This window comes from Burkholderia sp. RF4-BP95, assembly GCF_001521985.1.
Taxonomy (GTDB): Bacteria; Pseudomonadota; Gammaproteobacteria; order Burkholderiales; family Burkholderiaceae; genus Burkholderia; species Burkholderia diffusa.
Genome location: NZ_LOSX01000011.1, coordinates 133,956 through 147,736 on the forward strand (window position 1 = coordinate 133,956; position 13,781 = coordinate 147,736).

The window sequence follows — 13,781 nt, forward strand, 5'->3', positions numbered from 1 at the left end:
GCACTGCTCGCTCGCCCCGGCTTGATGTTATGAAGGCAGGAAACGAACCGGCCAGGCCAGGCCCCGGAACCCCGAATTAATCGCGCATTTTAACCCTATCGCGCCGTCCTTGCTCTGGTGCCGTATCGGCCGTGTTGCATCCGCCGCAGAGCCGCGTCGGCGCTCGCGCGCGCGGAACCCGGTAAACTGCGCGGTTTCGCGGGCAACCTGTCCGGCTGCCCGGCGTCGCGCTCATTTCAAGGCCATTCGATGACCGTCGATTCTTACGCGTATTGCCCTGCCGCCGATGCGGTCATGGGTGTTTTCACTCCGACCCCGATTATGACCGGACGATCCGGCGCCGCTCACGCCGGCATCCGGCAGGAGGCGTGCCGATGATGCTGGCGATTACCTTCCTGGTATCCGGCCTGTCGCTGCTGATCTGGATCGTGCTGCTCGTCGCGCGCGGCGGCTTCTGGCGCGCGCGCCCCGCGCGGGCGCTGCCGCCCGAGGCACGCGGCGCCGCGGCCGAGGCCGGCTGGCCGGCCGTGGTCGCGGTCGTGCCGGCGCGCAACGAGGTCGACGTGATCGCCCGGGCGGCGACGTCGCTGCTCGAGCAGGATTATCCGGGCGACTTTCATCTGATCATCGTCGACGACCACAGCGACGACGGCACCGCCGATGCGGCCCGCGCCGCCGCGCTCGCGATCAACCGCGCCGACCGCCTGACGGTGCTGGCCGCGAAGCCGCTGCCGGCGGGGTGGTCGGGCAAGGTGTGGGCGCAGTCGCAGGGCATCGCCGCGGTGCGCACGCTCGGACTGCCGGCCGACTATCTGCTGCTGACCGATGCCGACATCGGCCATCCGCCGGACGCCGTCGCCCAGCTCGTCACGCGCGCGCAGGCCGAACAGCGCGATCTGGTGTCGCTGATGGTGCGGCTGCGTTGCGATTCGTTCTGGGAAAAGGCGCTGATCCCGGCATTCGTGTTCTTCTTCGCGAAGCTCTATCCGTTCGCGTGGATCAACAATCCGCGCAACAGGACGGCCGGCGCCGCGGGCGGCTGCATGCTGGTCAAGCGCAGCGCGCTCGAGGAGGCGGGCGGCATCGAGTCGATCCGCGGCGCGCTGATCGACGACTGCAGTCTTGCCGCGCAGATCAAGCATCGCGGCAGCGGCCGGCATCCGATCCGGCTCGATCTGGCCGACCGCAGCGTGTCGCTGCGGCCGTACGACAGCTGGCGCGACATCTGGAACATGATCGCGCGCACCGCATTCACGCAGCTCCACTATTCGCCGCTGCTGCTCGCCGGCACGCTGCTCGGAATGACGATCATCTACCTCGTGCCGCCCGTGGCCGCGCTCGCGTACGGCGCGCGCGCCTGGCCGGCGTGGCTCGCATGGGCGTCGATGTGCACCGCATATGCGCCGATGCTGCGCTACTACCGCCGCTCGCCGCTGTGGGCGCCGGCGCTGCCGCTCGTCGCGCTGTTCTACGTCGGCGCGACGTTCGCGTCCGCGTGGCGCTACTGGCGCGGCAAGGGCGGCCAGTGGAAGGCGCGCGTGCAGGCGCCGGTGGAGCGCTGACGGACGCCGGCGGATGCCGGTCGTTCCTCCGGATTCCGGAAAGCAAAAAGCCCGATCGATTGTGAATCGATCGGGCTTTGTCATATGCGGCGGCGCCGCCGCACGTGCTTACCGTTGCGTCAGCATCATGTACATCTGGATCACGACGTCCGGCGAGAACGTGAACGGCACCCAGCCGTAGCCGGTGTGGCGCGCGACCAGCAGGCGGTCGCCGTTGGACTGCTTCTGCACGGCCATCATCGGGTTCTTCGTCGTCACGAAGCGCCAGCCGGCCGGGATGCCCGGCGGCGGTTCCGGCTGCATCGACGCGCGCGCATGCGCGAGTTCCTCGATCAACTGGCCGAGCTGCTCCGGGTGCAGCGTGATCGACTGGCCGTTGACGGTCAGCGTCAGTTCGTTCTGCGACGGGCGGGCGACGTGCAGCGTCGGCTTGTCGGCGGCGGCGTCCGCTGTTTCGGCAGCGGGGGCGACTTCGATTGCGGTGTCGGCGGCCGGCGCGACGACGGCGATGCCGGCATCGGCGGGCGCTGCCGCGACTTCGTCGGCGGTCGCCGCCACGGCTGCGTGTGCCACCGGCTCGACCGCGGACTCGACAACCGGTTCGACGACTTCGGCCGCGACGGCCGGCGCGGCTGCCACAGCCGCCGCGTTCGTCGCGGCGTCCGTCACGACGGCTTCGACCAGCGCTTCCGCGTCGGCGATCGCCTTCGCGTGACGCTCGGCGGCCGCTTCGGCCTGCGCGATCGCTTCGGTGTGGCGCTGCGCGACGGCCTCGGCTTCGGCAGTCGCCGCCGCGTGGCGTTGCGCGGCCGCGTCGGCTTGCGCGATCGCTTCGGTGTGGCGCTGCGTGACGGCTTGGGCTTCGGCGGTTGCCTCGACATGGCGCTGCGCGGCGGCTTCCGCTTCGGCGATCGCCTGCGTGTGACGCTGCGCGAGTGCCTCCGCCTCGGCGATCGCGGCCGCGTGACGCTGCGTCGCGGCCTCGGCCTCGGCGGTTGCTTCGGCATGGCGCTTCGCGGCGGCTTCGGCTTCCGTGGCGGCCGCCGCATGACGCTGCGCGGCTGCATCCGCTTCGGTCGCGGCGGCGTGATGACGCTGCGCGGCGGCCTCGGCTTCGGCGATCGCGGCCGCATGACGCTGCGACGCGGCTTCGGCATCCGCGTGACGCTGGGCGAGCGCTTCGGTCAGCGCGGTCGCCTCGGCGTGCCGCTGGACGGCGGCCTCGGCCTGGGCGGTGGCTTCGATGTGGCGTTGGGCGGCGGCTTCGGCCGCGGCGGTGGCGTCCGCGTGGCGCTGCTGCGCGGCTTCGGCGTCGGCGGCTGCGGCCGTGTGGCGCTGCGCGGCGGCCTGGGCTTCGGTCTCGGCGGCGGCGTGACGGGCGGCGGCGGCCTGGGCTTCAGCCGCGGCGGCGCGCGCGAACGCTTCCGCGCTGCGTGCCGCCTGCTGCGCGGCGTGGTGATCGTGGAGGAGCCGATCGACGCCCGCGTTGAGCGAATCGATCTGTTCGTTCAGGTTCATGCGTGTCTTCTCTGCGTAAGACCCGCGATTTTAACCGCTGCGCCGGTGCCGGTCCGTCAGCGACGTGTAACAAAGTGCGCAAAGCGGCGTGACGCACGCCGCTTTGTGTTACTTCAGATAGCCCGCCGAGCCGAACCAGTCCAGCGCGTCGCGCAGTCCTTCCCGATACGGACGCGCGCGGTAGCCGAGCTCGCGCTCGGCCTTCGCGGACGTGAAATACATCTTGTTCTTCGACATCCGCAAGCCGTCGACGGTCACGAACGGCTCCTTCTTCGTGAACTTCGCGACGGCCTCCGCACCGACCGCGAGCGGATAGAGCGGCCAGCGCGGCAGCGCGATCGTCGGCGCCTTGCGGTTCGTCATCTGCGCGATGTCGGCCAGCATCTGCTGCAGCGGCAGGTTCTCGCCGCCGAGGATGTAGCGCTCGCCGATGCGGCCGCGCTCGAGCGCGAGGAAGTGGCCGTGCGCGACGTCGTCGACGTGCACGAGGTTCAGGCCGGTATCGACGAACGCGGGAATCTTGCCGAGCGCGGCTTCGACGATGATGCGGCCGGTCGGCGTCGGCTTCACGTCGCGCGGGCCGATCGGCGTCGACGGGTTGACGATCACGGCCGGCAGCCCTTCGTCGGCGATCATCCGCTCGACCGCGCGCTCGGCCAGCACCTTGCTGCGCTTGTACACGCCGATCGCCTGCTCGGCGGTCAGCGGCCGGTTCTCGTCGGACGGATCGCCGGCGCTCGTGACCTTCAGCGTCGCGACGCTGCTCGTGTAGACGATCCGCTCGACGCCTTCGGCACGCGCGGCGCGCATCGTCGCGACCGCGCCTTCGAGGTTCGCGCGCTCGATCTCGTCCGGATCCGGCGCCCACAGCCGGTAGTCGGCCGCCACGTGCAGCAGATAGCGCACGCCGCGCAGCGCGGCGCGCATCGACGTCTCGTCGCGCATGTCGCCGGTGACGATTTCGGCGTCGAGATCCGCGACGTTCGTGCGCGGGCTGGTCGGGCGCACCAGCACGCGCACCGCATAGCCTTTCTGCTGCGCGATGCGTGCGACGGCCGAGCCGACGAAACCGGACGCGCCGGTGACGAGAACGAGATCGCGGGAGGTATCAGTCATGCGTTTCCTTCGGGGCCGCGCGCGGGCGGCGCGGCGGTTGTGCGTCGGCGAGATTGTACGTGGTCGGCGCGCCCGGCGACGCGAGCGCCGCGCGGCGGCCGCGGCGGGCGTCGGCGGCCGCGTGCGGCCCGCTTGCCGGGCGCGTGTGCGAAGCCGCCGACGCGACTACAATGCCGGGCTTGAATGCTACGGGAGGGCGACGCGATGAGCCGCAATGAACTGGACGAACGGATCGAGACCTACTACGTGCGGGTGCGCGGCGTCGTGCAGGGCGTCGGCTTCCGTCACGCAACGGTGCGCGAGGCGCATGCGCTGAAGCTGCGCGGCTGGGTCGCGAATCTCGAGGACGGCAGTGTCGAGGCGATGATCCAGGGCCCCGGCGCGCAGATCGACCGGATGCTCGCCTGGCTGCGGCACGGGCCGCCGTCCGCGCACGTGACCGAGGTGACGTTCGAGGAGCGTCAGGTCGAAAAGCGCTTCGAGCGCTTCCAGCAGCAGTAAGGCGAAAACAACATGACGGGGTATCCGGAGGCCGGTCGCGGCATCGCGCTGTCGGTGATGGCGTCGACGCTGTTCGCGCTGATGTCCGCCTACGCGAAACTGCTCGCGCCGCTCACCGGGCTCGACATCTTCGCGTGGCGCATCCTGTGGACCGCGCCGGGCGCGCTCGCGCTGATCGCGCTGCGCGGGCGCTGGCCGGCGCTCGTCGACCTCGTGCGGCGCGGCGTGCGCGACTGGCGCCTGCTGATCGCGCTGCCGGCGAGCGCGGCGCTGCTCGGCCTGCAGCTGTGGCTGTTCCTGTGGGCGCCGCTGCACGGGCGCATGCTCGAAGTGTCGCTCGGCTATTTCCTGCTGCCGCTGACGATGGTGCTCGTCGGCCGCTTCTACTATCACGAACGCCTCGATCCGCTGCAGTGGGCGGCGGTCGCGTGCGCGGCGCTCGGCGTCGCGCACGAGGTGTGGGCGACGCGCGCGTTCGCGTGGCCGACGCTCGTCGTCGCGCTCGGCTATCCGCCGTATTTCGTGCTGCGTCGCCGGATCAACGCCGATTCGCTCGCCGCGTTCGCGCTCGAGATCGCGCTGCTGTGTCCGGTCGCGCTCGCGATGGTGTCGGCAAGCGCGACGCCGGTCGCCAGCCATCCGCTGCTCTGGGCCATGCTGCTGCCGGGGCTCGGCGTGCTCAGCACGCTCGCGCTCGCGAGCTACCTGAAGGCGAGCCGGATGCTGCCGATGGCGCTGTTCGGGATCCTCGGCTACGTCGAGCCGGTGCTGCTCGTCGCGGTGTCGCTGCTGCTGCTCGGCGAGACGCTGAGCGTGGCGCAGCTCGCGACGTACGGGCCGATCTGGGCCGCCGTCGCGCTGACCGCGTGGCACAGCGCGATGCTGATGCGGCGCTTGCCGATGCGCGGCTGAGCGTCTTCGCGCGGCGGCGCGACGGCGGCAGCGAACGTGCCGCGCATCGCGCGTGCGTTGCGTCGAATCTCGCGATGCCGGCGTCGAACTGGCATCGTGCCGACGCCCGGCTGGCGGCCTTGCCAGCTTCGTATCGTCGACGTCACGCCTGTAATCGAATAGAAGATTCCGTTGCACTTTGTTACTTAGGGTATCCCCCGACCGGCCGCTAGACTGACCTGACCGTCTTTTCTTCGTATGCGGCTTTTCCATGAACGGTCATTTCCGTGCCGGGCCGGCCGGATTGGCGCGATGCGAGCATACGCGCATCGCCGCCGATCGCGTTCGCCTTCTCTTTTCCGAACTTTCCACCGGTGCGTGCCGCGCCGTCGTCGCGCAGGTGCGGCCATGTCGTTGAGCATGCCACCCGCCGTCTCGATGCCGCCGGCGCGCGGCGGCCGCCTGATCGAAGTCGATTTCTTCCGCGGCATCGTGCTGCTGATGATCGTCGTCGATCACATCGGCGCGAGCATGCTGTCGCGCGTGACGCTCCACGCATTCGCGCTGTGCGACGCGGCCGAGGTGTTCGTGTTCCTCGGCGGCTTCGCGACCGCGAGCGCGTACGGCGCGATCGCCGACCGGCACGGCGCGCGCGCCGCGCAGCGGCGGTTCGTGCACCGCGCGATGCAGATCTATCGCGCGTTTCTCGCGACGTCGACGCTGATGCTCGTCGTGTCCGCCGTGCTCGACCATTACGGGATCGACGCGCCGAACCTCGCGCTCGACGACGTCAGCGTGATGCTCGCGTCGCCGCTCACGGGCGCGGCCGAGCTGCTCACGTTCCAGCGCCAGCCGTATCTCGCGTCGGTGCTGCCGATGTACGTGCTGTTCGCGCTCGCGTCGCCGGTGATCGTGCCGTTCGCGCGCCGCCAACCGTGGCTGCTCGTCGCGTCGAGCGCGGCGTCGTGGCTCGCGGCCGGCTGGCTCGGCCCCGAACTGCTGGACACCGACGGGTTTCGCTGGAGCTTCAACCCGTTTGCATGGCAACTGATGTTCGTCGCCGGCGTGCTCGCGCGCTGCCAGCCGTTCTACCGGCACGTCGCGCTCGGGCGCTGGAGCGCCGCGGCGACCGGTGTCGCGTGCGCGATCGTGCTCGGTTGCGCGAGCTACAAGCTGTTCTCGGGGCTGCCGGTTCCGGAAGGCGTGCTCAAGCGCGATCTCGCGCTGCCGCGCATCGTGAGCTTCGCGGCGATCGCATGGCTGATGGCCGATTGCGTGCGCCGCGGCTGGATCGCGCGCATCGCGCAGGCCGTTCAGCCCGTCGTCGCGGTCGGCCGGCGCGGCCTGATCTGCTTCGTCGCGGGCGCGGCGATCTCGCTCGTCATCGATTCGCTGCTGCATCCGGTCGCGAACGGCGCCGAGCTGCGGCACATCGGCGTGGGCTTCGCGGCCGACGCATGCGCGGTCGGGCTGATGATGGCCGTGGCGGGTTCGGGAACGTGGTTCGCGCGCTGGCGCGGCGCGACCGCATGAGCGGCGCGGAAGCCATCGACAACGCGGAAGCACGGAGGCGGCACGTGGGGTGCCGCGCGGCGTCGGTGCGGTCAGTGAGGTGAGCCGATGCGGGAGCGGGGGACGGCGGTCGCGTCGTCGGATTCGGCGTCGTCGCGTTCGTCGGACTTCGGGTCGTCCTGCTCCGCGAGCACCGCGTCGGCTTCGGCCGCGGCCCGGGCGGCGCGCAACGCGGTACAGCGCTGCGCGTGCCGGATATCCGACAGTATCCTCAAGAGCCGAGTCGTTTTGCTTTTCATGATCTTCTCCCGCCAGTGCGCATCGCGACGGAGCGGATGCGCCGTTGCAACCAGTGTAGGACGTGCTGGCCGCGCTGGCGGGAGAATGTGGCGTGCAGGCCGCACGCCGAGGGATAGTACTTACTGCGCCGAGGCCATCGCCTGCGCCTGAACGGCTTCTTCCTCGCGGCGCTCTTCCGCGCAGCGCTGATGCTGACGCGACAGGCGGTTCATCATCGGCAGCAGCAGCAGTGCGAGCAGCATGCCGATCGCGGCGAGCCAGCCGAGCTTCTCGAACAGCGACAGGTAGAGCGGCAGCGATTCGGTGGCCGGCAGGTCGTGCGACGGCATCTGCGCGAAGTTCGCGACGACGCTGCCCAGATACTGCGACACACCCGTCGCGACGAAATACGCGCCCATCATGAAGCCGCTCATGCGCGCCGGCACGTAGCGGGCGATCATCGCGAGGCCGAGACCGCTCACCAGCAGTTCGCCGAGCGAGTAGAGACCGTAGCCCCACACCATGAACCACGACGACACGCGACCGTCCACCGCGTAGCGGCCGCTGATCGTGAACACCAGGTAGCCGGCCGCCACCGCGCCGAAGCCGAGTGCATACTTCGCCGCGACCGGGAGGTCACGGCCGCTCTTCGCGACCGCGTTGTAGACCCACACGAGCACCGGGCTCAGCATCATGATCCAGATCGGGTTCAGCGCCTGGAACTGCGCGGCGCTCCACGTGAACAGCGTCGTGCCGAACAGCATGAAGCGCGGATCGACGTTGCGCAGCGCGAACAGCGTCAGCGACGTCGACATCTGCACGTAGAAGATGAAGAACAGGATCACCTGGCCGATCAGCACGAGCGCCGCGATCAGGCCCGCGCGCTCCGAGCGCTCCGACTTCGCGATCATGTACGCGAAGATCGCGAGGATCGCGAATGCGGCCGTCCACACGCTCGCGACCGCGAGCTGCTTGTGCTGCAGCACGTACAGCGTGATCAGCGCGAGCGCGACGCCGCCTGCCGCCACGCCGCCGAGGCGCTTCCAGCGGATCGGTTCGTCGTCGGGCTGCGAGCCGATGTGCGCGAGCGTGCGGTGCATCAGCATGAAGTTCAGGATCGCGAGCAGCATGCCGGCGCAGCAGACCGCGAACGCGGTGTGCCAGCCCCAGTGATCCTTGATCCACGGCGTCGCGAGCATCGACACGGTCGAGCCGATGTTGACCGCCATGTAGTAGATCGTGAACGCGCTGTCGATGCGCGCATCGTCGCCTTCGTAGATGCGGCGCACGAGGTTCGCCGCGTTGGCCTTGAACAGGCCGTTGCCGACGACGATCACGCCGAGCGACGCATACATGTATGCCAGCGCGTCGTTCGGCACCGCCAGCATCAGGTAGCCGGCGCACAGCACGGCCGCGCCGATGATCATCGTGCGACGGGCGCCGAGCACCTTGTCGCCGATCCAGCCGCCGATCGACGGCGACGCGTAGACGAGCGCGGTGAACGCGCCCCAGGTCAGGTTCGCATGGCTGTCGGTGAAACCGAGCCGGTCGACCATGAAGAGGACCAGGAGCGCGGCCATGCCGTAGTAGCCGAAGCGCTCCCACATTTCGATAAGGAAGACCGTCGTAAACGATCGGGTCTGTGAAACAGGTGCGTGCATCATCAATCTCGTTTGAAACGGACGGCGCGGATCGCGCGTCGCCTTGGGGGTCGAACTGGCGCCGGAGCACTGTGGCCGGGTAGGCTTTGCGTCGGCGATGGAGCAGTCGGGCGGTTAGCCCGGGCCGGGGTCGGACGCCGCCAGGCAAGGCGGTGCAAGGCCCCGACCGGCGCGCGAATGGTAACGTTTGCCGGTCCGGTGCGTCAGGTCCGCGCCACTCAGGGAAACTCCCGATATGGCAGCAGCTTTCAGGAACATTTGTCTCATCATCTATTTGTAAGCTTCGCGCCCGTTCTCCGCAAATTCCCGGAGAGCCGCTTGCAGCTTGCCTGTGAAGCGGGCGAGTCTGGCAAGATAGCGCGTCGTTTCGCTCGCTTCGTGCCCTGTTTAGTGCACCGGGCTCAACACCGAAGACGTGTGCGAAACCGAAGACTAAGCCAAATCGATCTAACTTAGTTACTTTCCATCAAACATTTTTTGACGACCACTTTTCGGCCTGCTATGGTTCCCCCCACTGAAAACTCGCAGTCGGCAGACGCTGCCGCAGCACTGGGCAGCAAGATCCGCGCGTTGCGCCAACGACTCAAGCGCACGCTCGACGACACCGCTACCGCCGCGGGGATTTCGAAGCCGTTTCTGTCTCAAGTCGAACGCGGGCTCGCGTCGCCGTCGCTGACGTCGCTGGCCGGTATCGCACAGGCGCTCGGCGTGACGGTGCAGTACTTCGTGGATACGCCGAGCGAGGAACGCTCGGTCTGCAGAGGCGATCAGTTGCGCTTCTTCGGATTCGCCGATTCGGCGAACCTGTTCGCGAGGCTGACCAACGTGACCGAAGGGCGTCAGCTCGAGGCGATCCTCGTGCGGATGCCGCCGGGACAGAAGCGGTCTGAAGTGACGACACATGCAGGAGAGGAGTTCCTGTATGTGATTGAAGGGGAAGTGTCGCTGACGCTGGAAGGCAAGACGTTCGTCCTGCAGGCCGGCGACAGTTCGCACTATCAGTCGACGGTCCCGCACAGCTGGGTCAACACCGCGAAGATCGAGTCGGTGGTGGTCTGGGTCGGTACACCGCGGCTGTTCTAACGCACAGGTATTCCTTCGTTTCCGAGACGGAATGCCTGTCGAAAGAAACGTAAGGAATACTAAGATGCAATACGAGAATCACGGGCCTCCTCAATCGCTGAACCCGTCAGCGTCTCACGCGTAACCGCGGCATTCGCCGCGCATCGCTCACCGAACAACCTTCTCAAGACCGCCACGATGAAATCCTTGCATGCCATGTCGGCCGTGCTGGCCGCGCTCGCCCTGACGACGCCCGCCGCTCACGCCGTGACCGTTCCGTCGAACGTCGCGCTCGCTCCTCAACAGGACCTGACGCGCCAGGTGCCCGCCGAAGTCGAGTCGCTCGACCCGGCGCACATCGAGTCGTGGACCGGCAACACGATCGGCCTCGACCTGTTCGAAGGGCTCGCCCGCATCGATGCAGCCGGCCAGGTCGTGCCGGGCGTCGCGCAGTCGTGGGAGCGCAAGACACCGCAAACGTGGATCTTCAAGCTGCGCCACGATGCGAAGTGGAGCAACGGCCAGCCGGTGACGGCCGCCGATTTCGTCTATGCGTGGCAGCGCCTCGTCGATCCGAAGACGGGCTCGAAGTACACGATCCTCGTCGAGTTCGTGAAGAACTCGAAGGACATCATCGCCGGCAAGGCCGCGCCGACGACGCTCGGCGTGCGCGCGGTCGACCCGTACACGCTGGAAGTGACGACCGACGTGCCCGTCGCGTTCTTCCCCGAACTGACCGCGATGGTGCCGCTCGCGCCGGTGAACAAGGACACCGTCGCGAAGTTCGGCGACGCATGGACGCGACCGGGCAACATCGTCAGCAACGGTGCGTACCAGCTCGTCGACTGGCAGCCGAACAACCGCATCGTGATCTCGAAGGACGCGAAGTACTGGAACGCGCCGAAGGTCGTGATCAACAAGGTCACGTACCTGCCGATCGAAAGCGACGAAACGGCGATGCGCATGTACCAGGCCGGCCAGATCGACTACAGCTACTCGATCCCGTCGGGCATCTTCCAGCAGGTCAGCAAGCAGTTCGGCGGCGAACTGCGTCCGGGCCTGCAGCTCGCGACCTATTACTACTACCTGAACAACAGCGACGCGGCGCTCAAGGACAAGCGCGTGCGCCAGGCGCTGTCGATGGTGATCGATCGCGACGTGCTGACGTCGAAGCTCACGCAGGCCGGCGAGAAGCCGATGTACGGCCTGATGCCGAACGGCACGAAGGGCGTGCAGCCGTTCACGCCGGAATGGGCGTCGTGGCCGATGGCCAAGCGTATCTCGACCGCGAAGGACCTGCTGAAGCAGGCCGGCTACTCGGACGCGAAGCCGCTGTCGTTCACGCTCACGTACAACACCAACGACCTGCACAAGAAGGTCGCGCTGTTCACCGCATCGGAATGGCGCACGAAGCTCGGCATCAACACGAAGCTCGAGAACGTCGAGTTCAAGGTGCTGATGAAGGAGCGGCATGACGGCAAGGTGCAGATCGCGCGCGACGGCTGGTTCGCCGACTACAACGACGCGATGACCTTCTTCGACCTGATCCGCTGCGGCAGCTCGCAGAACACCGTCGGCTACTGCAACAAGCAGGTCGACACGTTCGTCGACGACGGCAACCAGAAGCTCGACGACAAGGCGCGCGCCGCGCTGCTCACGCAGGCGCACGACACGGCGATGAACGACACGCCGATGGTGCCGCTGTTCCAGTACTCGGCAGACCGTCTCGTGAAGCCCTACGTGGGCGGCTACTCCCTGAAGAACGTGATCGACATGCGTGCTTCGCAGGACATGTACCTGATCAAGCACTGAGCGGAGCGATCATGCTGGCCTACGCATTGAGACGCACGTTGTGGGCGGTGCCGACGATTCTCGCCGTCATCACCGTCTGCTACCTGCTGCTGCACTTCACGCCCGGCGGTCCGTTCGATACGGAGAAGCAGCTGTCCGCGGCGACGCTCGCGAACCTGAACGCGAAGTACCACCTCGACGAGCCGCTGTGGAAGCAGTACCTGCTGTATCTCGGTTCGCTGCTGCAAGGCGATCTCGGCCCGTCGTTCCGTTACGTCGACTGGTCGGTGAACGATCTCGTGAAGAAGGCGCTGCCCGTGAGTCTCGGCGTGGGCGGTGTGTCGATCCCGATCTCGATCGTGTTCGGCGTGCTGCTGGGTACCGTCGCGGCCGTGCGCCGCGACAGCCTGATCGATCGCTTCGTGATGCTGATCGGCAACTTCGGCAACGTCGTGCCGCCGTTCGTGCTCGGCCCGGTGCTGGTGTGGATCTTCGCGATCCTGCTCAAGACGTCGGCCGGCAACGGCTGGCTGCCGGCCGGCGGCTGGGGCGACGGCGGCTGGCAGTACCGGCTGCTGCCGATCGTGCTGCTGACCTTCATCAACGTGTCGCTCCTCGCACGCGTGATGCGCGGCTCGATGATCGAGACGCTGTCGAGCAACTACATCCGCACCGCGCGCGCGAAGGGCCTGCCGGGCTCGACGATCGTGCTGCGCCATGCGCTCAAGCCCGCGCTGATGCCGGTCGTGTCGCTGTTCGGCACGGTCTGCATCACGTCGATCACGGCGGCCGTCGTCACCGAATCGGTGTTCGCGCTGCCGGGGCTCGGGCAGCTCGTCGTGAACGGCGCGATCAACCGCGACTACACGCTGGTGCTCGGCCTCGTCGTGCTGACGACCGTCTGTGCGGTGCTGTTCAACCTGCTGGTCGACCTCGCGTACGCGTGGCTCGATCCGCGCATCCGTTATTGAGCGAGGCACTGCGATGACTCCGACCACTCCCGTCGTCAGTCTGCCCGTGCAGACCGACTCGCCGCCGCGTTCGCGCTCGCCGCTCGCGCTCGCGTTCGCGCGCTTTCTTCACAACCGCGCGGCCGTATTCAGTCTCGTGCTGCTCGCGCTCATCACGCTCGCGTGTTTCGTCGGCCCGTGGCTGCTCGCGGCCGATCCCGCCGCGAGCGACTGGGGCGCGATCAGCCTGCCGCCGACGCTCGCGAACCAGCACTGGTTCGGCACCGACGAACTCGGCCGCGACCTGCTCGTGCGCACGCTGATCGGCGGCCGCGTGTCGATCGAGGTCGGCCTGCTCGGCACGCTGGTGTCCGGCCTGTTCGGCGTCGCGTGGGGCGCGACCGCCGGCTTCGCGGGCGGCCGTGTCGACTCCGCGATGATGCGCGTCGTCGACATGATGTACGCGATCCCGTATCTGCTGATCGCGATCCTGATGATGACCCTGTTCGGCCGCTCGTTCATGCTGGTCGTGCTGACCATCAGCGCGTTCTCGTGGATCGACATGGCGCGCGTCGTGCGCGGCCAGACGCTGTCGCTGCGCAATCGCGAGTTCGTCGACGCGGCGCGCGCGATCGGCGTGTCGCCGGCGTCGATCGTGGTGCGCCACGTCGTGCCGAACCTGCTCGGCGTGGTCGTCGTGTACGCGACGGTGTCGGTGCCGAACATCGTGCTGACCGAATCGGTGCTGTCGTTCCTCGGCCTCGGCGTGCAGGAGCCGATGACGAGCTGGGGCGTGCTGATCCAGGACGGCGCGCAGAAACTGGAATCGATGCCGTGGCTGCTGCTGGCGCCGGCCGTCATGCTGTGCGTGACGCTCTATTGCGTGAACTTCGTTGGCGACGGCCTGCGTGACGCGCTCGACCCGAAGGATCGCTGAA

The 13,781-nt window shown here is 68.1% G+C and carries 12 protein-coding genes; 8 read left to right on the top strand and 4 right to left on the bottom strand.

Annotation, left to right across the window (positions count from 1 at the left end; all coding sequences use genetic code 11):
- The first annotated feature begins 374 nt into the window (after positions 1-374).
- Positions 375-1,562, top strand: a complete 1,188-nt coding sequence (locus WS46_RS03215; RefSeq protein ID WP_059689273.1) for a glycosyltransferase — start codon at positions 375-377, stop codon at positions 1,560-1,562.
- A gap of 108 nt (positions 1,563-1,670) precedes the next feature.
- Here WS46_RS03215 and WS46_RS03220 read toward each other — a convergent pair whose 3' ends face one another.
- Together WS46_RS03220 and hpnA are read right to left on the bottom strand one after the other, a co-directional pair.
- Positions 1,671-3,080, bottom strand: coding sequence for a hypothetical protein (locus WS46_RS03220; RefSeq protein WP_059689274.1), 1,410 nt, complete (start codon positions 3,078-3,080; stop codon positions 1,671-1,673).
- Between the two features lie 108 nt (positions 3,081-3,188).
- Entirely contained in the window at positions 3,189-4,196 is a 1,008-nt protein-coding gene (gene hpnA, locus WS46_RS03225) for a hopanoid-associated sugar epimerase (protein WP_059528829.1), read from the bottom strand.
- Between the two features lie 204 nt (positions 4,197-4,400).
- On the opposite strand from hpnA, the gene WS46_RS03230 reads away from it, so the two are divergent.
- The 3 genes from WS46_RS03230 to WS46_RS03240 all read left to right on the top strand — a co-directional run bounded on the left by WS46_RS03230 (position 4,401) and on the right by WS46_RS03240 (position 7,121).
- Positions 4,401-4,697 (top strand): acylphosphatase, encoded by a 297-nt coding sequence (locus WS46_RS03230; protein WP_059528826.1) that lies wholly within the window; start codon positions 4,401-4,403, stop codon positions 4,695-4,697.
- Positions 4,698-4,709: 12 nt separating this feature from the next.
- A complete protein-coding gene (gene rarD, locus WS46_RS03235) occupies positions 4,710-5,609 on the top strand; it encodes an EamA family transporter RarD (RefSeq protein ID WP_059689275.1) in 900 nt (299 codons plus the stop codon).
- 387 nt (positions 5,610-5,996) lie between these two features.
- Entirely contained in the window at positions 5,997-7,121 is a 1,125-nt protein-coding gene (locus tag WS46_RS03240) for an OpgC domain-containing protein (protein WP_059689276.1), read from the top strand.
- Positions 7,122-7,192: 71 nt separating this feature from the next.
- Here the strand turns inward: WS46_RS03240 and WS46_RS03245 are convergent, their stop codons facing one another.
- Both WS46_RS03245 and WS46_RS03250 read right to left on the bottom strand, forming a co-directional pair.
- Entirely contained in the window at positions 7,193-7,399 is a 207-nt protein-coding gene (locus WS46_RS03245) for a hypothetical protein (protein ID WP_059528816.1), read from the bottom strand.
- A gap of 120 nt (positions 7,400-7,519) precedes the next feature.
- Positions 7,520-9,043 (bottom strand): peptide MFS transporter, encoded by a 1,524-nt coding sequence (locus WS46_RS03250; protein WP_059528813.1) that lies wholly within the window; start codon positions 9,041-9,043, stop codon positions 7,520-7,522.
- 498 nt (positions 9,044-9,541) lie between these two features.
- Here WS46_RS03250 and WS46_RS03255 point away from each other — a divergent pair, with 498 nt between their 5' ends.
- The 4 genes from WS46_RS03255 to WS46_RS03270 all read left to right on the top strand — a co-directional run bounded on the left by WS46_RS03255 (position 9,542) and on the right by WS46_RS03270 (position 13,780).
- Entirely contained in the window at positions 9,542-10,123 is a 582-nt protein-coding gene (locus tag WS46_RS03255; RefSeq protein ID WP_059448921.1) for a cupin domain-containing protein, read from the top strand.
- Between the two features lie 177 nt (positions 10,124-10,300).
- Entirely contained in the window at positions 10,301-11,914 is a 1,614-nt protein-coding gene (locus WS46_RS03260) for a peptide ABC transporter substrate-binding protein (RefSeq protein WP_059689277.1), read from the top strand.
- 11 nt (positions 11,915-11,925) lie between these two features.
- Complete coding sequence (locus WS46_RS03265; protein WP_059528807.1) at positions 11,926-12,864, top strand: ABC transporter permease subunit; 939 nt, start codon at positions 11,926-11,928, stop codon at positions 12,862-12,864.
- Positions 12,865-12,877: 13 nt separating this feature from the next.
- Positions 12,878-13,780 carry an ABC transporter permease gene (locus tag WS46_RS03270; protein WP_059528804.1) on the top strand — a complete coding sequence of 301 codons (903 nt, stop codon included), beginning with the start codon at positions 12,878-12,880 and terminating at the stop codon, positions 13,778-13,780.
- Position 13,781 lies beyond the last annotated feature (1 nt).

Excerpts from the sequence above, each read along its gene's own strand:
- WS46_RS03215 (WP_059689273.1), top strand. The coding sequence starts at position 375 with ATGATGCTGGCGATTACCTTCCTGGTATCCGGCCTGTCGCTGCTGATC.
- WS46_RS03220 (WP_059689274.1), bottom strand. The coding sequence starts at position 3,080 with ATGAACCTGAACGAACAGATCGATTCGCTCAACGCGGGCGTCGATCGG.
- hpnA (WP_059528829.1), bottom strand. The coding sequence starts at position 4,196 with ATGACTGATACCTCCCGCGATCTCGTTCTCGTCACCGGCGCGTCCGGT.
- WS46_RS03230 (WP_059528826.1), top strand. The coding sequence starts at position 4,401 with ATGAGCCGCAATGAACTGGACGAACGGATCGAGACCTACTACGTGCGG.
- rarD (WP_059689275.1), top strand. The coding sequence starts at position 4,710 with ATGACGGGGTATCCGGAGGCCGGTCGCGGCATCGCGCTGTCGGTGATG.
- WS46_RS03240 (WP_059689276.1), top strand. The coding sequence starts at position 5,997 with ATGTCGTTGAGCATGCCACCCGCCGTCTCGATGCCGCCGGCGCGCGGC.
- WS46_RS03245 (WP_059528816.1), bottom strand. The coding sequence starts at position 7,399 with ATGAAAAGCAAAACGACTCGGCTCTTGAGGATACTGTCGGATATCCGG.
- WS46_RS03250 (WP_059528813.1), bottom strand. The coding sequence starts at position 9,043 with ATGATGCACGCACCTGTTTCACAGACCCGATCGTTTACGACGGTCTTC.
- WS46_RS03255 (WP_059448921.1), top strand. The coding sequence starts at position 9,542 with ATGGTTCCCCCCACTGAAAACTCGCAGTCGGCAGACGCTGCCGCAGCA.
- WS46_RS03260 (WP_059689277.1), top strand. The coding sequence starts at position 10,301 with ATGAAATCCTTGCATGCCATGTCGGCCGTGCTGGCCGCGCTCGCCCTG.
- WS46_RS03265 (WP_059528807.1), top strand. The coding sequence starts at position 11,926 with ATGCTGGCCTACGCATTGAGACGCACGTTGTGGGCGGTGCCGACGATT.
- WS46_RS03270 (WP_059528804.1), top strand. The coding sequence starts at position 12,878 with ATGACTCCGACCACTCCCGTCGTCAGTCTGCCCGTGCAGACCGACTCG.